The sequence below is a fragment of the Dorea amylophila genome, assembly GCF_025567265.1.
In the GTDB taxonomy this organism is placed as follows: Bacteria; Bacillota; Clostridia; order Lachnospirales; family Lachnospiraceae; genus Dorea_A; species Dorea_A amylophila.
Genome location: NZ_JAOQJW010000005.1, coordinates 153,877 through 175,725 on the forward strand (window position 1 = coordinate 153,877; position 21,849 = coordinate 175,725).

The window sequence follows — 21,849 nt, forward strand, 5'->3', positions numbered from 1 at the left end:
GACGAATCAACCTCCTTTAGCTGCCAAATATAATATCGGAACCGACAGCCTGCTCTACCGATTTCTTCACACCTGCAACTCCGGCGCCTGTATTTCCGGCGATACCCGGAATCTGAATGATCGCCGGTGTGACCTGTTCCTGATATTTTTCTATCTCATGCGTTAATTCAGCGGCAAGTTTCTCTGTGATATAGATGATCCCATATCCACCCTGTGCCAGCTGATGTAATTTCTCTGCGGCTTCCTCACGGGTCTGGACGGCAAATGTATCAAGGCCCAGTGCTGCGAATCCGAAGATGCTGTCGTAATCGCCTAATACTGCAATCTTATACATACATTTTCCTTACCCTTTCCCGGATCGAATCATCCGGCAGTTCGTTCTGCTTTCCGGATAAAATGATTCGTACCGTTTTAATCTCATTCTGTCTTGCAATTACATAGGCGATTACCGGTCCTATCGTAAATGCATGATATTTCTCCGGACTGATGGTCTGGATGATCCGATTGTCACACCATCTTTCGAATGCTGACGGCGACTCTGCCAGTGCTTCCGCACCTTCTGCATAAGCCGTTCCTCTTAAGTATTCGCAGATGGCGTCCATGCCGCTAAGTGCTGCTTTCGATAACTGGCTCACACTTAAAGAATCACATTCTGCCATTGCCCGTTTCATAAATTCCGTTGATTTTGCGGTCTTCTGTGACCGGACGGCAATCTTGATATCCGCCACTGCCACTGTGGATTCTGCGTAATCCTGTATGATCTTATCCGGTGACTCTTTCCCGGCCTGATAGATGGCATCCAGCGCCGCCCGGTCTATGATCACATCACAGAGCTGCCCGTCTCCGGTATGAAGAAGTGTCTCGTATGCTTCTTCTCCTGCGATCCGCATACTGTCCGGAAGCTTTCCGAAGTCTCTGTCTTCTACGATCTTTCGCATCTCTTCCCCGGGAATCCGAACATCTTCATAATAGATATGCCGGTTCTTATCTCCGGTGCATACTTCCTTGACCGCTGCCTTTAAATTATGAAAAAGCTTCGGATAAGAAAGCACATCGAAATGTTCCATTCCGATCGACAGTTCTTTGACCACTTCCCATGTCTTTTCTTCTTCTCTCGTCAGGATTTTTTCCGCATCCCCGCTGCTTTCGGTATCTCCCCATCCCTTCTCTTCTAAGAACTGCAATGCCTGATCATAACTCTGGCACGCGATCAGCTGGTCGATGGTACTGTCAGAGAACAGGGATACTTCCAGGGCACGGATTCTTGCGACCGCATAGGTATATTGTTCACTCATGTTGTCCCTCCATATCATACAAAGAGCATCCGGTGAACGATGTCCGCAAGTTCATCCCGCTTCGCATCGAACATTGCCCTGATCGTACAATTCTCTTCAATTCCACCGTACGCAAGAATGAATCCATTGTCAATATTATCTCTGCCCGCTCCGGCTACAGTAAGTTTTCCTCCCTTTGCCAGAGCTATTTCTTCAATTTCTTTGCCAAATCCTACCGGCATATTTTCCAGATCTTTTACGGAGAAATAGATCTCTCCCTCCTGCGGAAGTACGTATGCTTCCAGAATAGACAGGAGCATCTGGTAATACTCATCCGGCGCAAGACTTATAACCTTTTCATACGCCTTCTCGATGATCTCTGCGATCATCTCCTGCTTTGCTTCCAGAAGTCTCGTTCTTCTCTGAAGATCGATGGCTGACTTCACACGCTCTTTCTGTGCGGCAACTTCCGCTTCAGACTTCTTCAGGATCTGTTCTGCCTGTGCAGCTCCTTCTGCCTGCGCCTGAGTCTTCATCTGTTCTGCCTGCGCTTTCGCATCTTCGATCTTTACATTTGCCGTCTCTTTTGCCTCGTCAAGGATCTGACTTTTGATCTTCTCTAATCCAGCCATTTTCCTTCACACTCCTTCTATACCTGAATTGCTGTTACGGAAAGGATAGAAATCAGAAGTGCAAGGATGGCATATGTCTCAACCATTGCAGGGAACAGCATTGCTTTACCGAACTGATCCGGCTTCTTTGCTACGATTCCGATTGCTGCCGCTGCTGTCTGTCCCTGTGCTTTTCCTGAAATCAGACCTACAATTCCGATTGGAAGGCAAGCTGCAAGAATCAGAAGTCCGGTCTTCGGATCCAGATCTGCTGCTCCGCCGCCAAGAAGTCCGATCTTAGATAATGTAATAAATCCAACCAGCAATCCGTAGATTCCCTGTGTACCAGGAAGCAGCTGCATGATCAATACTTTTGCGAATTTGCTTGGGTCTTCTGTTACAACTCCGGACGCTGCCTGTCCTGCAATACCTACTCCGATCGCAGATCCTGCACCTGCCAGGAATACTGCCACTGCCGCACCAAGAAGTGCATATACCATTCCCATATCATTCCAAATACTCATATCTATTTTTCCTCCTTAATATCTACATATTTTGTCTCCGCATGAAACGGTTCGAAAGGTTTTCCACCACCTTCGTAGAATTTTCCAAAGAATTCCACAAATTGAAGTCGGTTGGTGTGGACATATGCACCAAGCAGGTTGATTGCCAGGTTCATTGCATGTCCGACTATAAATACTACGATAAATAAGATGACCCCGAATACACTCTTACCAAGCATACTTCCCATCTGATTGACAACGGATGCGATAACGCCTGTCGCAAGTCCCAGTGCCAGAAGTCTGGAGTATGATAATACATCACTTAACCATCCGGTAATGTTGTAGATATCATATGCTCCAAGTGCAAGTCTGAGTGCCGGATTCTTGCTTGATCTTCCGGACATCAGTAACAGTCCGAGTGCTCCGATGATCGCCATTGCTTTCGACAATGTAATCAGTGCTGCAGGGAACACGATCTTCGTCTGTGCGATCGAAGCAAATATCTCTGACGGAAGCAGCATCAGGATCAGTCCGATCAGGAAAATGTACCACAGTACGATATCACAGAAGAAATCCAGTACCTTTCCGTCTTTTAACAACATATATCCTTTGATTCCAAGACCCACGAACAGATGAACCAGTCCGAATGCCATCGAATAGATCAGAAGTCTCATCGGATCATTTAACGGTGCAAACCAAAGTGGTTTGATCGTCAGCTCTTTTCCAAAGAATGTGCTCGATACAACATCTACGACATCTCCAAAATATCCACCGAACAAAATTCCCCATACCATAGTAGAAATTCCACAATACATGAACATTTTCATGGATTTTCTCATACCTGCGCTCATGCGCGGGAATTTCTTAAGAACGACCAGACACACGATTGCGATGATCGCACCATATGCTGCATCTGATAACATCATTCCGAAGAAAAATACATAAAAGAATGACATGATCGCAGTCGGATCAATCTCTCCTTTATGCGGAAGTCCGTAAGACTCCAGAACTCCTTCCACGCTTTCCGAAAATCCGTTATTTTTAAGGATCACCGGTGGTTCTTCATCTTCTTTTAACTCTTCTACATCGATTACACAGTCATATGCTTCCCCGATTCCTTTCCGGATCGCCGGTACCGCTTCTTTCGCTGCGTAACCACTGATAATAAATGTACGTCTGGACTGCGGAAGTGTTCCCAGTACTTCGTACTTTTCTGCACGCATCCGGTAATAATCGCCGATGACCTCCAGTTCCTCCCGGTCTTCTGCGTGGGATATGATCTCTTCCCGGATATTTGCGATATCTTCTTCAATCTGTCTGATCTGCTCTTCCAGTTCTTCTTTCTGCTTTGCCGGAATCCTTTCTGCCGATACGACCGGTCTTGAGAATCCAACCGTACGGAGTGTGTTCTCCACGTCTGCCGCCTGCTCCTTCATACAGAATACGCTTAAGTACACGGCATCTTTATCCCGGCTTATAACCGATATATCTACAGCTTCAATCTCTGGATGCTCTTCGGCAAGCTTTCCGTAGATCATTTCCAGTGTCGTCTCCGCCGCCATGGTTCCAAGAAGCATTGCCGTCTTTTTCGTACCCGGATAATTCATCTCCACTTCCAGACTCATCCACGGCGCAAGTGCCTCTATCTGGGTATTCCGCTTCACGATCTCGGCCTGTGCTTCCGCAATTCTCTTATGATCAGCAATCAGAAGTTCCGCCACTTCCATGACCTCCTCCTGTTTCACCGCTGCTGCTTCCATCGTCTTCTTATCGATCAGCTTATTGCCTTCCAGACTGGCGAACATCGACTTTTTCTCCGGAGCATACTGATTCAACACATCCAGTGCATTTTCCGTGATCTGCACCCGTTTCTCAAAGCTTGATTTCGCACTCTGCGTATCCATCTTCTCGAATCCGGCTTCGTCCTGTGCGACCTGATGCATCTCTATCATGCCCATGGACTGCAGTTTTTCCAGAATCGCTTTCCGGTCATGCTTTAATGCGCAGATACTGATTCGCTGCATCTGCAATACTGCCATAACTGCATCCCTCCTTTTCTTCTTTTTCAGGCTTTTTCTCTTCCCGTATCATCAAAGCAACGCTTTCATGACTGCGGATACCGCCTCCTCTTCTTTTCCCTGAGCCAGTGCTTTTAACGCTTCTGTCTCCTGTTCTGTCTTCTCGCAAGCCTTTTTCTTTAAGGTTTCGCCTTCTTCTTTCACCTGCAAAAGTTCTGTTTCTGCCTGTTTCTTTGCATTTGCTACAGTCTGTTCTTTTATCTCTTTTGCTTCTTTAGCAGCTTTTTCAAGGATCTCGGTACACGTTGCATCTGCTTTTCTTATGATCTCATCCGCTTCATTCTCCGTTTCCTTGATGGCCTTAATGGTTTCTTCTACCATTTTTCTACCACCTCTCCTTCAAAAAATACAAAATCTAGTTTAAATTATAATCTTATTTTCGTGATTTTGCCATACATTTCTTATATTTTCTTTAAATTGTATGTCACTTTGATACATTTTTATCATTTTGTCGTTTTATATCTGTGCACATATTAATAAGTAGAAATACTGAAAAACCTCCTGCGTTTACTTATATACCTGGTATGCAAATAAGGATATCATCTCATTTTCTTAACGAAAATGGACAATATCCTTATTTTGTCTAAATAATATGGAATTTATACAATCTCTGCAGCTTCGCTTATGCCGCTCTTAACGTTTTCCACATTTCTGGTTTCTACTTTTTCTCCCGAAGTCACAATGACAATAACGCTGTCACTTTTGCCTGCTTTTCTGATCTTTTCAAAATCCACTTCAACCAGTGGATCTCCACTTTTTACATTCTGTCCTGTCTTTGCAATGATATGGAATCCATCACCGTTCATTGCTACGGTATCAATACCGATGTGAATCAAGATTTCTTTTCCATCATCTGTAGAAAGACCAACCGCATGTCCCGTCTCATACATAAGTTCTACGGTTCCATTAATTGGGGATTTGATTATGGAATCTTCCGGAACAATGGCAAATCCATCCCCCAGCACCTTTCCCGCAAATGTCGGATCAGTCACTTCTTCCAATGGAATTACTTTTCCTGATACTGGAGCTATAATCTTATTTCCATCCATGGACTCTTTATGTTCCCGGTTCTCCTCATTTGTCATTTCTCCATTTGCTTCCATCTCCAATACTGATCCATCATCCATTCCGTCCTCTGGCAGCATTGCTTCTTCCGGCACTCCGAACAGGTATGTCAGTACAAAACATAATGCAACCGAACAGATGGAAATAATCAGATACCACAGGAACTGTCTTCCTTCATAAATGTACATCAGATAAGAAGGGATAACTGCCAGTCCGTAAGAATTAGACTGAATATTTAATAATGATAACGATGCAGCTCCAAGTCCTGATGTAAATAACATGATAATCAACGGTTTCAGATTATAGCGCAGCTGGATACCGAAGAGTACCGGCTCGCTGATTCCGAACAGTTGCGATAACATAGCTCCAATACTCGTCTGTCTGACCGTAGTATTTTTTGATTTTACAAAAAATGCAAGACACGTTCCAACATTGGCAAATCCGTACATTGCACATAATGTAATCACCGGATTGAATCCTGTGTTCGCAAGAAGTGAAGTCTCGATCATTGTATATGTATGATGCAACCCGGTAATTACAAGAAGCGGGTATGTCGCTCCGATGATAAAGCCACCGATTCCAAATGGCAGATGTACCAGTGCTTCAACGATGCTGACAAGCTTTAATTCCACCACATGCATCACAGGTCCTACACAAAGGATTACGATTAAGAATGTAACCAGCATCACTACAAATGGCGTCATGATCAGATCCAGTGCATTCGGCATGATTTTTCTGAGCTTTTTCTCAAGCTTTGCCCCGATCAGTGCCGTAATGATCGCTGTCAGTACACTACCCTGGCATCCAACGATTGGAATCTTTCCAAATGCCATGATTGCTGATATTCCGCTGTCCGGATTCGCTACCGAATATGCATTTGGCAGGATTGGTGAAACGAGCATCAGACCAAGTACCATACCAATGACCGGTGTTCCGCCGAATACCTTGAATGCAGACCAGCAGATGATCGCCGGCAGGAACGAGAATGCCGTCTCAGTCAGTACATTTACCAGTGTTACGATGTAATCCGGAATCATATCTGTAGATGCACCGAACAATCCCAGTACATTATCGTTGAACACGCAGCCTTTTAATCCCAGGAACAGACCGGTCGCCGCGATCACCGGGATGATCGGGATAAAGATATCTCCCAGTATCCGCATCAGGCGCTTTACACCTTTTTGCTGATTCTTGATTGCTTCATCCTGTTCTTTTTTTGATAATGTTTTTAATCCAAGATTCTCTATTTCTTCATATACTTTATTGACAATTCCGGTTCCCAGAATGATCTGGAACTGACCTGCATTGAAAAATGTTCCCTTTACAAGCGGCAGTTTTTCCAGTTTCTTCACATCGATTGCTTCTTTATCTTTGACGATTAGACGCAATCTGGTTGCACAATGTGTTGCAGATACAATATTGTCTTTGCCGACGATCCGGATAATCTCCTCCGCCGTTTTCCTGTAATCCTTTCCTTCCATGATTTTTGCTCCCTTTTTCCCTTTATTTTTCTTCCTTTATCTCTTTTAATAACACTGCCTGAAATGGCTTAAGTACTAATTTATTTTCTTTGATATTGAATTCTTTCTCTTTTCTGTCGGAATTTTGCCAGATCAATTCTTTTTTCTCTACAACTACATTTTCTTCCACCGTCTCCGAACTCAGATTGATCCAGCATTCAATGCTTTCTTCTTTGGTAAATCTACGGTACGCGATTACGTTGTCACTGCTCTGTAACGGTTCGATATCTCCAAATATCAGGCAGTCCCGGTATTCGCCTTTCTGTCTGAACGCTATCATTTCTTTATAGAACTGATAGATACTTCCGTCATGTCCAATCTGATCTTCTGCATTAATCTTCGGATATTCTTCTGTCATTCCAAGCCATGGTTTTACATTCGAGAATCCGCCATACTGTTCATTCGTCCACGGGAATGGTGTTCTTGTGTTGTCACGACTTCTGAGATTTACGATATGTAATGCTTCTTTTTCTGTCAGTCCCTCTTCGATCGATCTGTGATACTGGTCAATACTTGAAATGTCATTAAACTCTTCGATTCCATGTCTTTCAAAATTCACCATTCCCAGTTCCTGTCCCTGATAAATGAACGGTGTCCCTCTCAGGAAGAAATACATTGCCGCAAGTGCCTTTACCGCGTCACTGTTGTTCTGGTATTCTTTCAAATATTTTGACGTTGCTCTTGGTTGATCGTGATTTTCGATAAAGTTTGCACCCCAGCCGCACTTTTGCAGTGCCCTCTGACTTGCCATAACTTTCTGATTCAGATCTTTTACCGTCCACGGAATCCGTTTGAACCATTCACTTCCCGATGCAATATCCAGATCCGCATAACGGAAATCAAATATCATCGAAAAGTATCCCTGTTCCCCGATAAATTCTTCCAGCTCTTCATACGGAACTCCCGGCGCCTCCGCAACCGTCACACAATCATGTCTCTGGAATGTATTTTCTTTCAGCTCATTTAAAAATGTACCGATTCCCGGTTGATTTCTGGATGCCTTGGTGCATTTTGCCAGACCATCTGCTCCGTCTGCTTCCCGGTCTTCCCAGGTCAGATCCTTTTTGATAAATGTAATCGCATCAATCCGGAACCCGGCAATGCCTTTATCCAGCCACCAGTTGACCATCTGATACAATTCTTTTCGTACTTCCGGATTCTCCCAGTTCAGATCCGGCTGCTTTTTCCCAAATGCGTGAAAATAATACTCGTCTCTTCCCGGAATCTTTTCCCACACATTTCCGCCAAATACAGATCTCCAGTTATTGATCTCTTTCTTTCCGGATTTAAAAATGTAATAATCATGATATTTACTTTCCGGATTCTTTAACGCTTCCTGGAACCATGGATGTTCATCTGATGTATGGTTGATTACGAGATCCAGTATGATCTTAATATTTCTTTTCTTTCCTTCACTGATTAATTCATCCATGTCCTCCATAGTTCCGAATTCTTCAGCAATCTTCATATAATCAGAAATATCATATCCGTTATCATCCATCGGTGACTGATAACACGGACAGATCCATAACATGGTAACCCCCAGATCCTTCAAGTAGTCAAGCTTTGATGTAATTCCTTTCAGATCACCGATTCCATCCCCGTTACTGTCACAAAAGCTTCTTGGATAAATCTGATATATAACTTCTTCCTGCCACCATTTTCTTTTTACCATCTCTTGCCTCTCCTTAATGATTTTCCTGTTCACCAGTTCTTTGTAAATACCATCTTCCTGTACTGTTCCGCAGATACTGTCTGCTATCTTTTTTAATTCTGCACTGCCGTTTTCCATGGCCACTCCCGTTCCTGTTGCTAGTAACAGTTCTTCATCATTCTCTCCATCTCCGAAGCTCATGCTTTCGGATTTTTCGATTTCCAGTTTCTGATTCAGATATCTGACTGCATTGCCTTTATTGCATCCTTCTGGAAGGCATTCCAGCAAGTAATCCTTTCCAAATGGTATCATCTGTACAATCTCGCATCTGTTCTCTATCTCTTCTTTTATACGGTTTATTACCGCTTCTGTTCCAACGATACAAATCTTATGTGCTTTTTCCTGATTCGAATCATATGCTTCCATATTATCTTTGTACAAATATCTATTCTTTCTTTTGATTTTTTCTCTTTCTTCTTCTGTACAATTCTTTGTCTTTTCTTTAAATAACTGCTGATATATTTCTGCTGCCTTTTGATCCATATAGACATTCTTTTGTGTTTCCAGCACCAGCCCGGCCTGTTGCTTTTCTGTTAATATCCTGACCTCTTTCAGCCATTTATCAGAATACTCTTTCCTGCTCAGTTCCTTGCCCCGGTACAAAATTCTTGTACCTCCTCCACTGATGGTTCCATCCATCTGAAGTTCCTGCACATCTTTTTGAATACTGCCCGTATTTCTTCCGGTGCATATGCATGTCAGAATTCCCTGTCTTTTACATTCCCGGATTGCATACCTCGTTTTTTCAGATACCTCTGCATTTTCTTCTCTAAGAGTTCCGTCTATATCAAAGTAGATCATCTTCACACTTTGATCTTTCACGTTTCCGCTCACCTGCCTTATTGCTTTCTGTTTTGTTTCTGAAGTCATATTAACAAAAGAAACGGAGCCATTCAATGCATTGGCTCCGTTTAAAAAATATGTACACTTTTCGTACATTGTTTTGCTTTATAAAACTTTGTTCATGTATATTTATATGTCTTCCTTTTTATCCGATTTTCCAGCCAGATAATTCTGATATGCCAGATAAAGTAATTCAATCAGAATAAAATACGGCGTTGTAGATTCATAATCTCCGTATTCTCCCACTTCAGCATGTAAAGACTCAATATACAGATTCTCATCACAGCATGCAGATAACGGATTATTACTCATCCTTGTAACTGATACCAGAAATGTACCTTTTACCCGCAATCTCTTTGCCAGATTTATCATATAGTCTGCCTCTCCCGATAAAGAGATAAGAAAGACCATGTCATCCTTATGAATATTCTTTTCTATTGCCTGACACATATCATGACCATGTAGGTCTATTAGTGTTTTTTCCGGGAGAAATATTCTCTTCATCTCGCTGGCCACACGTGCCTGCGACGATCCACTTCCATATACAACCACTCTTTTTGCATGACACAAAGACTCAAAGATCCGGTTATAATCCCGCTTTAGAAAATCATCCAGCATCTTATGATAGCTTTCTGTCATTGTTTCAAGCAGATTCCATTCCGTCACTTTACTTTCCCGCTCTTCGATACGCAGCATCGCCTTTAATTCACGAAATCCGTTCAGACCGAGATGCTTTGCAAACCGTACCAGCAGGGATTTGGACACGCCGCATTTTCTTGCAGTCTCGTCTATCGTATCTCTGCAAAAATCTTTCCGATTCTCATATAGATACTGGCAGATATATCGCTCATTCTCATTCATTTCCGAATAATACAAATTCATCAGCTCATCTGTATTCATCTCACTCTTCTCCTGTATCAGACTGGTTGTTACTGTTCACAAATTCCAGATATCGCACAGACAATATATCCAGCAGCATATAAAACGCAGCTATCATCTCATATGACTGATCCTGCCCTTTATGTATAACTCTGGTTCCTACATAAAGGTTATATTCCGCCAGCCTTGCAAGTGCATTATTATTCCATCTTGTAATAGACAACGTATGGATCTTCCTCTCCTGCGCCAGACGCACTGCCCGGAGTATCGACTGGTTCTCTCCTGATAATGACACTGCTACAAACAAATCTTTCTCTGAAAATTCTGTCTGTGCAAACTCAATCTCTCCGAGGTCAAATAAGTCTACACACCATTTTCCCATGATCATAAAGATACGCTTAAACTCATCTACAATTGCTTTCTGTTCATTTCCCGTACCGTACAGGTATATCGTATCTGCTTCATAGATTCTTTTACATATCTTACTATAATCATAATTCTGCAGTTCTTTGATCATCTCATGATAATCATCAATGATTCCCTGCATATCCAGCTTCTTATGCTCTGTTTCTCCGGTTCTTTGTTTTAATAGCAGCTGAAACTCAGCATAAGATGAGATCCACAGCTTTTTTAACATACGTACAAGTGTCGTTCTTGATACACCGAGATGTCTGGCAAGCTGTGTACTATTCATAGTTCTTACCAGTTCTTTATTCTGCCGGATTTCCTGTACCATCAACCGGTCCGTGGCTGTCAGATAGCTGTAATTCTCATCTATCCGTTTTTCAAAATCCATATAATCTCCTACCAGTGTAATTTGTGAAGATGTCCCTCCAGATTCATTCCTGCAAATCCGTTCTGTCTGAGTGCTTCGTAAAGCACGATCGCAACCGAGTTGCCAAGGTTCAGCGAACGGATGTCGCCTACCATCGGGATACGCACGCAGTCTTCTTTATGATCTACCAGAATCTCTTCCGGAATTCCGGCACTTTCTTTTCCGAACATGATGTAACAGTCCGGTTCATAGTTCACTTCTGTATATACCTTTGGTGCTTTTGTCGTTGCCATGTAGATCTTGGCTCCCGGGTTCTTTTCCAGGAAATCATTGTAATCAATATAGGTTCTGACATCCAGATGCTCCCAGTAGTCCATGCCGGCACGCTTTAAGTTCTTCTCATTTAAGCGGAAGCCGAGCGGCTCGATCAAATGTAATCTGGTGTTGGTGGCTACGCAGGTTCTTCCGATATTACCTGTGTTTGCCGGAATCTCTGGTTCGTGTAGTACGATGTTTAACATGTTGTGTTCCTCCGTTTTTCACTAACTTACTTTTACAAAATCAAATATGGATTGCACTGAAAATGCATCCTACTCTTTTTCAAATAAAAATTCTATATAGCTGTATATTTCCGAAAAGTCAATCTGACATTTTCCAGCAAATATATTCACCGGCACCTGGTCTTCAAAACCATAGATAGCCGGTAATTCATTATGTTCCAAGTCATATACTACAACTTTTTTCTTATCCGGGTCAACCATCCAGTATTCTCTGACTCTTGCAGTGATATATTTTTTCAGTTTTAATCCCATATCTTTTTTTCTTGTGGATGGTGATAATATCTCAATTACCATATCCGGTGCTCCATAGACATGACTTCGAAGGATTTTATCCCTGTCGCAGCATATCACGACATCCGGCTGTATCATCGTCCTATCATCTTCATCCAGCTGTACACTGACAGGTGACTGAAGAACCATGCATAATCCTTTGTTCTGTCGGATGTACTCTCTTAATCTGATGCTGATTTCAAATGCAAGCTGCTGATGGATCGTGGTTGGCGTATTTAGGTCATAGATGACTCCGTCAATCAATTCTACTCTATATTCGTCCGGAATCGCTTCATACTCTTTTAGCGTGTATTCTCCTTGCCTTTTTCCACAAAAACTTTTCCAGATATCACCCTCATGATCTGTGCCATCTCCATAGATGCTATAAGCCGATACGCTTTCTTTCATCATACCAAGATATGGATTAGAAACAGATCCTTTCATATCTTCTGGTGCCCCTATGTTTCCAGACGCTTTGTAGTCTCGTCCATAATTATCTTTAAATATAATATGTTCAATCGGAAATGCTTTTTCCAACTGACAAATTGTGTCATATCTTGGTCTTTTGGTTATTCCGCTGAATATCTTTTGTACCGTTCCCAATGGTACCCCGGAACGATCTGATATCTGTTCGCAGCTGAAACCTAATTCCGTTTTCTTCTTTTTCATCTCTTCTACAGTCATAGGATCATCTCCTTCCTTCTACAGGACCCTCCTTCCAAACATGTGGTAATCTATATTTCTGATGTTGTTTTCCATATTTTATTATATATCATTCCATTTATCAAGTATATTTTCCATATTTTATTATACATTATTCCATTTTATTTAAGAATATGCAAAATCCGCCGGACATTTTCCCGTCCGGCGAATTCTCGCATTTCTATAATATATTTATTTTTCAGATACACTTCCGTACTCTCTCTGAATCTCCCTTAATACTTAGACATACTTCTCTCCACCTGCACTGCTGCGATCGCACCATCTGCTACTGCAGTCACTACCTGGCGCAGGCTCTTGACTCTTACATCTCCGACAGCATAGACACCTGGTACGTTGGTATGCATGTCCTCATCCGTCTTAATGTATCCCTTGTCATCCGTCTCTACTTTATCTGCAAACACGCCGGTATTCGGGATCATACCGATGAATCCAAACAGTCCGAACAGTCCGTCTTTCGGATCGGCTTCTATCTTTGTAAGTTCCCCCGTCTTCACATTCTTCACAGTCATCGTCTGAAGCAGTCCGTCGCCGCCCACTTCTTCGACTACCGAATCCCACAGAAATGTGATCTTCGGATTGGCAAATGCTTTCTCCTGAATAGACTTTGCTGCACGCAGCTCGTCTCTTCTGTGAATGATCGTAACTTTTCTGGCAAATTTTGTAAGATACAGCGCTTCTTCCACCGCTGCATCCCCGCCGCCCGCTACATAGACTTCCAGGTCAGTAAAGAAGTTCGCATCACAGGTTGCACAGTAAGAGATTCCGCGTCCCTTGTACTCCTGCTCGCCTTTGCATCCGATTGGTCTTGCATATGCACCGGTTGCAATGATGATATTTTTCGCCTGATAGGTATCTTTTTCGCCTGTCAGGACTTTGATGTCTCCGCTCAGTTCTGCATTTGTGATCGTATCACGGACATGTTCTGCGCCGAACTGTTCTGCCTGTTCGTACATTCTGCGTACAAGAGAAACTCCCGTCTCTCCTTCTACAATCTGTCCCGGATAGTTTTCTATTTCGTCTGTGTTGATAATCTGGCCGCCGGCCTGTCCTTTTTCGATGATCAGGGTGTCCAGTCTGCTTCTGCCTGCATATAAGCCTGCGCTTAATCCCGCCGGACCGGCGCCAAGGATGATTACGTCATATATGTGATCCATGTGTGTGTCCTCTCTTTCTTTTCGTATGTATTTTTAAAATTATTGATCGTATGATTCTATCTTATTTTACATGATTTTAGCTGTTGGCATACCAACAAATTACAATTAAAAATTCCCTTTTTGTTTTTATATTACTTGCTAAAGATATATTTCTATAATATTATAATTATACAAAAAACAACCGCTCAAAGTGGTTGGCCATATTGAGTAATAGAAATCCACCCATATTGCGGTTGTTTATAGTAGTATATCACATACGTTTTATTTATTTATTCAATTATTAAATAAACTTCATTATATCTTCCACAATCTGCTCTTTCGTCAGATGATTCTCTTTCAGAACTTCTGCTACATCATAACGGTCGAGGAACTCTTTCTTCAGTCCGAAGTTCAGAACCTTCATGTCCGAATCTCCGTAGAATCTTGCGATCTTCTCGCCGAATCCGCCATCCAGAATACCATCTTCCAGAGTGATCACAACATCATGATCTTTCTTAAGCTCTTCCAGAAGTTCTGCATCAATACCTGTAATATAATATGGATTGATCACAGTTGCATCTGTTCCGGTTACTTTCTTGAGCTCTTCTGCAACTTCTTTGCCAAGTCCGTAGAATGTTCCAAGTCCGATCACTGCAACCTTGGAACCTTTCTGTGTTACTTCGTATTTGTTCAGGTCTCCGAAGTCTTTTGTAATCTCTTTTCCGTCAGAGATCACACTGCCGCCCGGAAGTCTGATTCCTACCGGATACTCATTCTGCTCGATACTCCAGTCGAGCATTGCCAGGTACTCTTCCTTGGTTGTCGGAGCAAGGTATACCAGATTCGGAATATTGGCCATCATTGGGATGTCATATAGTCCAAGGTGTGTCACATCATTCATTCCGTATACCGAACCACAGAATGTTACAATAGTTGCCGGGCTGTTATTAATGCAGAGATCCTGTGCGATCTGGTCATAAGTTCTCTGTACAAATGTACTGTATACTCCATAAACCGGTTTTCCGCCATTTGCGGCAATTCCGGAAACCAGTGCTACGGCTGTCTCTTCTGCGATACCGACATCTACGAACTGTTTTCCTGCTTCTTTTCTCTTATCTTCTGTGAATCCCATAACAGTCGGTGTTCCGGATGTGATCGCTACCACTGCCGGATCTTTTTTCATCTTATCCAAAAGATAATTCAGGGAAATATCCGAATAGTCTTCTTCTGTCATCTCGTATAACGGTTCACCTGTCTCGATATGGAATGGTCCGTTATAATGCCATACTTCTTTGTTCTGCTCTGCCGGTGCATAACCTTTTCCCTTTAAGGTATTGATATGCACAACAACTGGTTTCCTGCTGTCTTTGACACTCTGGAATGCTTCAATCAGGTCTCCGACAGCATTTCCGTGATCCACGTAAATGTAATCCAGTCCCATAGCCTTGAACAGGTTGCATTCTGCCTGTCCGTTTGTCTCGCGGAGTAATTTTAAGTTGCCGTATAATCCGCCGTGGTTTTCTGCGATGGACATATCATTGTCATTTACAATGATGATCAGATTTCCGTCTAATTCTACTGCATAGTCCAGTCCTTCCAGTGCTTCACCGCCGCTTAAGGAACCGTCACCGATCACTGCAATCACATTTCCTTCTTCCCCTTTCAGGTCTCTTGCTTTTGCAAGTCCACACGCGAGGCTGACGGATGTAGATGTATGACCTACAGTGAAATGATCGTGTACACTTTCATTTGGATTGCTGTAGCCGGACACATCATCGTAATGTTCTTCATAGAGATATGCATCCTTTCTTCCTGTCAGCATCTTGTGCGGATAGGTCTGGTGTGATACGTCATATACAATCTTGTCTTTTGGTGACTCGAATACATAATGCAGTGCGATCGTTGCCTCTACCATACCGAAGTTTGGTCCGAAGTGTCCGCCGTGGATACTGGCTCTCTTTAACAGTGCTTCTCTCATCTCACCTGCCATTACGGTCATCTCGTCTACGGTTAATTTCTTTACGTCTTCTGGTCCGTTAATCTTTTCTATATACATGAACTATTCTCCTCCCAGTTTAATACTCCTGTCTTTACTACTTCTTCGTATTTGGAAATTTTGTAATTCAGCCGGTTGATCGCTGACTCTATCTGCGCTTTCTGCTCTTCTAACTTCTCTCTTTCTTCCGAAAGAAGCTGAAGTCTTGCTTCAAATGTCTCGTCGCCCTCCTGATATAATTTTACATACTCGATCAGTGCCTCCACGGGAAGTCCTGCTTTTCTCATACAGATCACAAGCTCCACCCATCCAAGGTCTGATTCCTGATAGTCTCTGATTCCGCCTGCCGTACGTGTTACTTCCGGTATCATGCCGATGCGTTCATAATAACGCAGGGTATCAGCGGAAATGTCATATGTTTCACTTACTTCTTTTATCGTCAATCCAGGCACCACCTTTCCGTTCATTACTATAGCACTTGGAGTTCGCTCCAAGTCAAGATTTTTTCCAAAAATGTAAGAGTAAATTCCGGATTATACAATTCATCCTGTATTTTCTGATATCTGCAGAAGCTGCATAGCAATAACAAAAGCCGTCAGGGAATATAATTCTAATTCATACATTAACATTCCCTGACGGCTTTTCTATTTCTATTATTTCTTTTAAATTCTCTTCAAATCAGCTTCCGTCAACCTTACTTCTGGCTTCTCAGTCTCTCAACAAACCGACTGAGTCTTCCGATCGCTTCTTTCAGATCTTCCAGTGAGTACGCATACGATACACGCAGGAACCCTTCCCCACTCTCACCAAACGCACTTCCCGGTACGACCGCAACCTTCTCCTCTTCCAGGAAACGCATTGCAAATTCTTCGGAAGTCATACCGAATTCTTTGATACTTGGGAAGATATAGAATGCACCAAATGGCTCGAAGCATTCCAGCTTCATCTTCGCAAATTCATTTACCAGATATCTTCTTCTCTGGTTGTATGCATTTCTCATCTGCTGCACTTCATCTTCGCAGTGACGCAAGCCTTCGATGGCTGCGTACTGGCTGTTGGTCGGCGCACACATGATTGCAAACTGATGGATCTTCAACATCTGTTCTATGATCACAGACGGTCCGCAGATATAACCAAGTCTCCATCCCGTCATGGCAAATCCTTTGGAAAATCCGTTGATTACCAGTGTTCTTTCCTGCATTCCCGGAAGAGATGCAATAGACACATGCTCTGTCTTGTATGTAAGTTCGGAGTAAATCTCATCCGAAAGCACATACAGGTCATGTCTTTTCACAACTTCCGCAATTGGCTCCAGATCTTCTTTTGTCATGATTGATCCTGTCGGGTTGTTCGGGAATGGCATGACTAACATTTTTGTCTTTGGCGTGATTGCTGCCTCCAGTTCTTCTGCCGTCAGTTTGAATTCGTTCTTTTCCTGAAGCGGAATAACAACCGGATTACCGTCTGCCAGAATGGTACAAGGTAAATACGATACATAGCTCGGCTGCGGGATTAGTACTTCATCTCCCGGATCCAGCATTGCGCGCAGTGCCACATCGATTCCTTCACTTCCTCCGACTGTCACCATGATCTCATGATCCGGGTCATATTCTACATGTATCTTACGTTCCAGATATTTGCTGATCTCGATCTTCAGATCTTTAAGACCTGCATTCGATGTATAGAAAGTCTTGCCCTGTTCCAGGGTGTAGATACCTTCCTCTCTGATTCTCCATGGTGTGTCAAAATCAGGTTCTCCTACACCAAGGGATATTGCGTCAGGCATCTCACTTACCAGATCAAAGAATTTACGGATTCCAGATGGTTCGATGCCTGTGATTTTCTTAGATAATGGATTTCTCATCATGGTGTTACAAGCATCCTTTCTGTTTTTTTCTGTCCGAACATGATTGTTCCGTGATCCTTATATTTCTTCAGTACGAACTGTGTGCTGGTTCCTGTGACATCTTCGATCGGTGATAATTTACTTGATACAAACCTTGACACTTCCTGCAAAGTCTTGCCTTCGATCAGAACCATCATATCAAAATCACCGGAGATCAGATATACGGCTGATACTTCCGGATAATTACAGATCCGTTCTGCTGTCTTATCAAATCCCGTGTCACGCTGTGGTGTTACTTTTACTTCGATCAGGGCATTCACATACTCTGTTCCTGTCTTATCCCAGTCGATCAGTGTATGATAGCCACAGATGATCTTTGCTCTTTCCATGGCAGAAATCTCATTTGCTACGGTTACTTCGTCGGTTCCAAGAAGAACTGCCAGTTCTCCGAGGTCCACCCTGCTATGCTTCTCCAGATACAGGAGTATCTGCTTTCTTAATTCTTCCATCATTCATACCTCCGCTATATAGCTTCAAGATCTCATCCGGAGCCGGACGGTCGATATAACGCATCTCTTCTCCATTTCTTAAGATCTTATCGTTGTTGTCTGTTGTATGTCCGATTACTGCTGCTGTAATCCCCTGATTGTTCAGCGCATCTGCCAGTACTTCCCCATTGTCAGTCACAGCCAGAAAACTTCCTGTAGATATCATCTGATATGGATTCAGCCGGAAATGTTCACATACCTCGATCGTTTCCTGTAAAATACTGATTTTCTTCATATCAAGATCCAGTCCCTGCTCTAATTCCAGTGCCAGATTCCACAGTGCTGCCAAGATCCCGCCATCTGCGACCTGACGTACGACAAATGCGCCCCCGGCTTTTGCGGCTTCGATTTCTTTTGGAGCAAATATCTGCTGTCCGTATGACTTTATCTGCTTCATGAAAACCGGCGCAAAACGAGTCTTAAGTTCCTGTTCTTTTTCTTCCGTGATCCGGAGCATACCATCCATTCCTACATGCCCTACGAACACAATATCCTTACAGGCTCGTGCGGTTTCCCGGTTCCATGCTTCTTCCTTTGGAGCCTTTGCGATTCCTGTAACCGTCACTGCGATCGCCCGAACCGCCGGATTGACAGATGCCTGTACTCCTGCAAGCATGATATTATACTTTTTGCATGCTTTTTTGAGAAGCTTTTCAATCTTGTGGATTCTGGATTTGAACACGTATTCCGGATAGGCGATCTGTACACTAATGCCTGCAGATGGTTCATGCGTATCCTGCATATCCTCACTCCGGATATCCGCTTCCTGCTCCTCATCCTCTGTTATATCAGGGCAGACAGAGAACACTGCACCCTGTGCCGCCAGTGCGTTCACAGTCTGTGCAAGTGCATGGACACCGATCTGCGGAGATAAACCGTAGACGGTAACTGTTTCGCTTATAAGCTGTTCTGTCTGTGTCTCTAACTTCATGTTTATTATGTTCCCCTTTTATTTTTATACAAGATACGGAATAATCATCGTTGCTACCATGGCAATGATGACGATAAGCACAACAATTGATACAATTCTTCTTGTTCTTTTATTGTTGAAATTCATTCTTCTACCTTCTTTGATTATATTTTCGTTACTACTTCTTCTCATTCTTATCAATTTTTACGTAAACAGTAACGTATTTCTCTACATTTTATACTCTTTACAATATTTTTGCAAGAAACAATCCTCACATTTCGGACTTCTTGCACTGCAGATCGTACGCCCTTTTCATAATTTAATTTTCTCTATCTTACAGACTCTTGCCTCCTGATTCAAAGGATTTCTGTTCTGATAGTCAAATAAAATATATGTATCTGTCAGTTTGAAATATTCCAGATGCGTCATTTTACGCATCTGATTTCTGTCGTATTTTCCATAATCTGGAAGGTACTCATGCGTCTCCTCTTCTGTCTCATAAAATGCTCTTGCAGCATCTTTCGTTACCGGATATTCTCCGGCAAATGCTGGACGGCTCTTTGCATTTTCACGCAGATAATAATCATAAGTGAGCACTTCCCGGAATAAATCTTCTTTTTCTTTGTGATATTTTCTCACATAATTTAACAGGATCTCATATCTTGCACTCCGCTTGTGCTGAACTGAATTATAATCATTTTCTTCATAATAAGCGGCAAGCCGGTCATACATATCAAATGCAGAATCATATTCTTTTTCCAGTTCTTCCATCGTGTTCGTGAATTGACGGCCGTTATAATACACTTCTACCATCTCTTCCACGCCTTTCAGCCTCAATACATCTTCATAAGAAATCCATTTTGTATAAAGTACTTCATACGGTGGATGCGCTTTGTGCACAATTCCATATTCCTTCTGATGTTCCTGCATAAATGATCCTTTCAGCACTTTCAGGAATCCTAACTGGAGTTGTTCTGGTTTTAATGCATAGACATCATCAAAAGAATGTGCGAAGCTTTCCACATCTTCGTATGGAAGTCCCGCAATCAGATCCAGATGTTCGTGTACATTTCCTCTCTCCTGGATTCTCCTCACGATTCTGGATACTTTTTCAAAATCCATAACTCTGTGGATCTCTTTAATCGTCTTCGGATTTGTTGACTGCACACCTATTTCAAGCTGTACCAGTCCGGGGCGCATCTGTTCTAACAATTCCAGTTCTTCCTCATTCAGAATATCTGCCGCAATCTCAAAATGGAAATTCGTGATTCCATTATCATGCTCCATGATATATTTCCAGATTGCAATACTGTGATCGTGCTTACAGTTAAATGTACGATCGACGAATTTCACCTGCGGAACATTATGGTCCAGGAAAAACTGCAGTTCCTTCTTTACCAGTTCTATATCTCTGAACCGCAGGCGCTTGTCTACCGAAGACAGACAGTAGCTGCAGGAAAATGGACAGCCTCTGCTTGTCTCATAATAGATAATTTTGTGTTCAAAATCTTCTATGTGGTCGTAGACAAACGGAACCTCACTTAAATCCATGATCGGCCGCCATGGTTTATCGATGATTTCATTTTCTTCTGTCCGGAAAGTAATGCCTATAACATTTTTTAACTGGTTATCCACACTCTCTGATTTTTTCCAGGAGTTATCCACATTCTCTTTCTTTTTTTCGAATTCATTTCGGTATATCCGGCAAATTTCTTTAAATGTCTTCTCTCCTTCCCCTTTCATTACACCTTTGACACACGGTAGACGTCTTAACACATCCTGCGCATCATAGGAAACTTCCGGACCACCAAGCCAGATTGGCATATCCGGTCGTAATTTTCCGATTTCCAACACAATCTCCTCTATATAATCCAGGTTCCAGATATAGCAGGAAAGGCAGAGGACGTCCGGTTTTCTCTTATAGATATCCATCAGGATATCATCCTTCTGCTGATTGATCGTGTACTCCCCGATCTCCACCGCCGAATCTTCGGCATAGGCTTTCAGGCTGTAGACCGCTAGATTGGAATGTATATATTTTGCATTGACTGCTGCCAATAATATCTTCATTATGCTTTCCTCCAGATCAGAATCTCTCCTCCGGTCGTATACCGGATAAGATAAATCATCATATATCTAGGTATTATAAATTGGTATCGCCTTTTTTACAACATTTCCATTGACTTTTTGTCCTGAACACGTTAAAATATTGAGCTGTGCAGCCGGGGTGTTAGCGGTACCTTGCACCTGCAATCCGCTATAGCAGGGGTGATATTGCGCAGAGGGCTTGTTTTTGCAGAGCTGCCCTTGGAAAGTGGCGTTGATGTTTGGGTCTTACGCGACGGAACTCCATGAACCATGTCAGGTCAGGAATGAAGCAGCATTAAGTGGAATCTTCCGGGTGCCGTAAGGGTGCCTGGGCTGAGTTAACTACTAAGGTAACGTCTGTGAAGGCTCGTTCGAAGCGCAATGCACATAATAAAATAAACAGATATTAAAAATATCCACTGCAGTTTGATATGCTACCCTCATATAGGACAATGAAATATAAAAGTCCTATATGGGGGTATTTTCATGTTCAGAAAGAGTAAGATAGAACCA

Annotated in this window: 20 protein-coding genes and 1 other RNA gene; 1 reads left to right on the top strand and 20 read right to left on the bottom strand. The window is 42.7% G+C overall.

Features of this window, described 5'->3' with window-relative positions; all coding sequences use genetic code 11:
* Positions 1–16 precede the first annotated feature (16 nt).
* From OCV72_RS04595 to OCV72_RS04695, 20 genes are all read right to left on the bottom strand, one after another.
* Positions 17–334 carry a V-type ATP synthase subunit F gene (locus OCV72_RS04595; protein ID WP_055282197.1) on the bottom strand — a complete coding sequence of 106 codons (318 nt, stop codon included), beginning with the start codon at positions 332–334 and terminating at the stop codon, positions 17–19.
* A complete protein-coding gene (locus OCV72_RS04600) occupies positions 327–1,295 on the bottom strand; it encodes a V0D/AC39 family V-type ATPase subunit (protein WP_055282199.1) in 969 nt (322 codons plus the stop codon). The genes OCV72_RS04595 and OCV72_RS04600 overlap by 8 nt, the downstream gene beginning before the upstream one ends.
* Before the next feature lie 14 nt (positions 1,296–1,309).
* Positions 1,310–1,906, bottom strand: coding sequence for a V-type ATP synthase subunit E (locus tag OCV72_RS04605; RefSeq protein ID WP_055282201.1), 597 nt, complete (start codon positions 1,904–1,906; stop codon positions 1,310–1,312).
* A 17-nt stretch (positions 1,907–1,923) separates the two neighbouring features.
* Positions 1,924–2,409, bottom strand: coding sequence for a V-type ATP synthase subunit K (locus OCV72_RS04610; RefSeq protein WP_006428729.1), 486 nt, complete (start codon positions 2,407–2,409; stop codon positions 1,924–1,926).
* 2 nt (positions 2,410–2,411) lie between these two features.
* Complete coding sequence (locus tag OCV72_RS04615; RefSeq protein ID WP_055282204.1) at positions 2,412–4,427, bottom strand: V-type ATP synthase subunit I; 2,016 nt, start codon at positions 4,425–4,427, stop codon at positions 2,412–2,414.
* 51 nt (positions 4,428–4,478) lie between these two features.
* A complete protein-coding gene (locus tag OCV72_RS04620) occupies positions 4,479–4,787 on the bottom strand; it encodes a hypothetical protein (protein ID WP_055282206.1) in 309 nt (102 codons plus the stop codon).
* Positions 4,788–5,065: 278 nt separating this feature from the next.
* Entirely contained in the window at positions 5,066–7,012 is a 1,947-nt protein-coding gene (locus OCV72_RS04625; protein ID WP_055282208.1) for a PTS sucrose transporter subunit IIABC, read from the bottom strand.
* 22 nt (positions 7,013–7,034) lie between these two features.
* Complete coding sequence (locus OCV72_RS04630) at positions 7,035–9,587, bottom strand: Cof-type HAD-IIB family hydrolase (protein ID WP_172677206.1); 2,553 nt, start codon at positions 9,585–9,587, stop codon at positions 7,035–7,037.
* Between the two features lie 150 nt (positions 9,588–9,737).
* Complete coding sequence (locus tag OCV72_RS04640) at positions 9,738–10,508, bottom strand: MurR/RpiR family transcriptional regulator (protein WP_055282210.1); 771 nt, start codon at positions 10,506–10,508, stop codon at positions 9,738–9,740.
* A 1-nt stretch (position 10,509) separates the two neighbouring features.
* Entirely contained in the window at positions 10,510–11,283 is a 774-nt protein-coding gene (locus OCV72_RS04645) for a MurR/RpiR family transcriptional regulator (protein WP_055282212.1), read from the bottom strand.
* An 8-nt stretch (positions 11,284–11,291) separates the two neighbouring features.
* The gene (locus OCV72_RS04650; protein WP_055282214.1) at positions 11,292–11,783 is read right to left on the bottom strand and encodes a tRNA (cytidine(34)-2'-O)-methyltransferase; all 492 of its coding nucleotides are present in this window, start codon (positions 11,781–11,783) and stop codon (positions 11,292–11,294) included.
* A 69-nt stretch (positions 11,784–11,852) separates the two neighbouring features.
* The gene (locus tag OCV72_RS04655) at positions 11,853–12,776 is read right to left on the bottom strand and encodes a Uma2 family endonuclease (protein ID WP_055282216.1); all 924 of its coding nucleotides are present in this window, start codon (positions 12,774–12,776) and stop codon (positions 11,853–11,855) included.
* A gap of 251 nt (positions 12,777–13,027) precedes the next feature.
* Entirely contained in the window at positions 13,028–13,969 is a 942-nt protein-coding gene (gene trxB / locus OCV72_RS04660) for a thioredoxin-disulfide reductase (protein ID WP_055282218.1), read from the bottom strand.
* Positions 13,970–14,249: 280 nt separating this feature from the next.
* On the bottom strand, positions 14,250–16,004 hold the full coding sequence (locus tag OCV72_RS04665; protein ID WP_055282220.1) for a 1-deoxy-D-xylulose-5-phosphate synthase: 1,755 nt from the start codon (positions 16,002–16,004) through the stop codon (positions 14,250–14,252).
* The gene (locus OCV72_RS04670) at positions 15,995–16,387 is read right to left on the bottom strand and encodes a MerR family transcriptional regulator (protein ID WP_055282239.1); all 393 of its coding nucleotides are present in this window, start codon (positions 16,385–16,387) and stop codon (positions 15,995–15,997) included. Before OCV72_RS04670 ends, OCV72_RS04665 begins: the two co-directional genes overlap by 10 nt.
* Before the next feature lie 251 nt (positions 16,388–16,638).
* The gene (locus OCV72_RS04675; protein ID WP_055282241.1) at positions 16,639–17,808 is read right to left on the bottom strand and encodes an aminotransferase class I/II-fold pyridoxal phosphate-dependent enzyme; all 1,170 of its coding nucleotides are present in this window, start codon (positions 17,806–17,808) and stop codon (positions 16,639–16,641) included.
* The gene (locus OCV72_RS04680; RefSeq protein ID WP_055282222.1) at positions 17,808–18,299 is read right to left on the bottom strand and encodes an Lrp/AsnC family transcriptional regulator; all 492 of its coding nucleotides are present in this window, start codon (positions 18,297–18,299) and stop codon (positions 17,808–17,810) included. Before OCV72_RS04680 ends, OCV72_RS04675 begins: the two co-directional genes overlap by 1 nt.
* Positions 18,253–19,269, bottom strand: coding sequence for an AIR synthase-related protein (locus tag OCV72_RS04685; RefSeq protein WP_055282224.1), 1,017 nt, complete (start codon positions 19,267–19,269; stop codon positions 18,253–18,255). Before OCV72_RS04685 ends, OCV72_RS04680 begins: the two co-directional genes overlap by 47 nt.
* A gap of 207 nt (positions 19,270–19,476) precedes the next feature.
* Positions 19,477–19,548, bottom strand: a complete 72-nt coding sequence (locus OCV72_RS16765; RefSeq protein WP_226851192.1) for a hypothetical protein — start codon at positions 19,546–19,548, stop codon at positions 19,477–19,479.
* Between the two features lie 12 nt (positions 19,549–19,560).
* The gene (locus tag OCV72_RS04695; RefSeq protein WP_055282226.1) at positions 19,561–21,318 is read right to left on the bottom strand and encodes a B12-binding domain-containing radical SAM protein; all 1,758 of its coding nucleotides are present in this window, start codon (positions 21,316–21,318) and stop codon (positions 19,561–19,563) included.
* Between the two features lie 144 nt (positions 21,319–21,462).
* Here OCV72_RS04695 and ffs point away from each other — a divergent pair.
* Positions 21,463–21,725, top strand: an RNA gene (ffs, locus tag OCV72_RS04700) — signal recognition particle sRNA large type.
* Positions 21,726–21,849 lie beyond the last annotated feature (124 nt).

Bases quoted from the DNA above. Each gene is read 5' to 3' on its own strand.
- OCV72_RS04595 (WP_055282197.1), bottom strand. From the start codon at position 334: ATGTATAAGATTGCAGTATTAGGCGATTACGACAGCATCTTCGGATTC.
- OCV72_RS04600 (WP_055282199.1), bottom strand. From the start codon at position 1,295: ATGAGTGAACAATATACCTATGCGGTCGCAAGAATCCGTGCCCTGGAA.
- OCV72_RS04605 (WP_055282201.1), bottom strand. From the start codon at position 1,906: ATGGCTGGATTAGAGAAGATCAAAAGTCAGATCCTTGACGAGGCAAAA.
- OCV72_RS04610 (WP_006428729.1), bottom strand. From the start codon at position 2,409: ATGAGTATTTGGAATGATATGGGAATGGTATATGCACTTCTTGGTGCG.
- OCV72_RS04615 (WP_055282204.1), bottom strand. From the start codon at position 4,427: ATGGCAGTATTGCAGATGCAGCGAATCAGTATCTGCGCATTAAAGCAT.
- OCV72_RS04620 (WP_055282206.1), bottom strand. From the start codon at position 4,787: ATGGTAGAAGAAACCATTAAGGCCATCAAGGAAACGGAGAATGAAGCG.
- OCV72_RS04625 (WP_055282208.1), bottom strand. From the start codon at position 7,012: ATGGAAGGAAAGGATTACAGGAAAACGGCGGAGGAGATTATCCGGATC.
- OCV72_RS04640 (WP_055282210.1), bottom strand. From the start codon at position 10,508: ATGAATACAGATGAGCTGATGAATTTGTATTATTCGGAAATGAATGAG.
- OCV72_RS04645 (WP_055282212.1), bottom strand. From the start codon at position 11,283: ATGGATTTTGAAAAACGGATAGATGAGAATTACAGCTATCTGACAGCC.
- OCV72_RS04650 (WP_055282214.1), bottom strand. From the start codon at position 11,783: ATGTTAAACATCGTACTACACGAACCAGAGATTCCGGCAAACACAGGT.
- OCV72_RS04655 (WP_055282216.1), bottom strand. From the start codon at position 12,776: ATGACTGTAGAAGAGATGAAAAAGAAGAAAACGGAATTAGGTTTCAGC.
- trxB (WP_055282218.1), bottom strand. From the start codon at position 13,969: ATGGATCACATATATGACGTAATCATCCTTGGCGCCGGTCCGGCGGGA.
- OCV72_RS04665 (WP_055282220.1), bottom strand. From the start codon at position 16,004: ATGTATATAGAAAAGATTAACGGACCAGAAGACGTAAAGAAATTAACC.
- OCV72_RS04675 (WP_055282241.1), bottom strand. From the start codon at position 17,808: ATGAGAAATCCATTATCTAAGAAAATCACAGGCATCGAACCATCTGGA.
- OCV72_RS04680 (WP_055282222.1), bottom strand. From the start codon at position 18,299: ATGGAAGAATTAAGAAAGCAGATACTCCTGTATCTGGAGAAGCATAGC.
- OCV72_RS04685 (WP_055282224.1), bottom strand. From the start codon at position 19,269: ATGAAGTTAGAGACACAGACAGAACAGCTTATAAGCGAAACAGTTACC.
- OCV72_RS04695 (WP_055282226.1), bottom strand. From the start codon at position 21,318: ATGAAGATATTATTGGCAGCAGTCAATGCAAAATATATACATTCCAAT.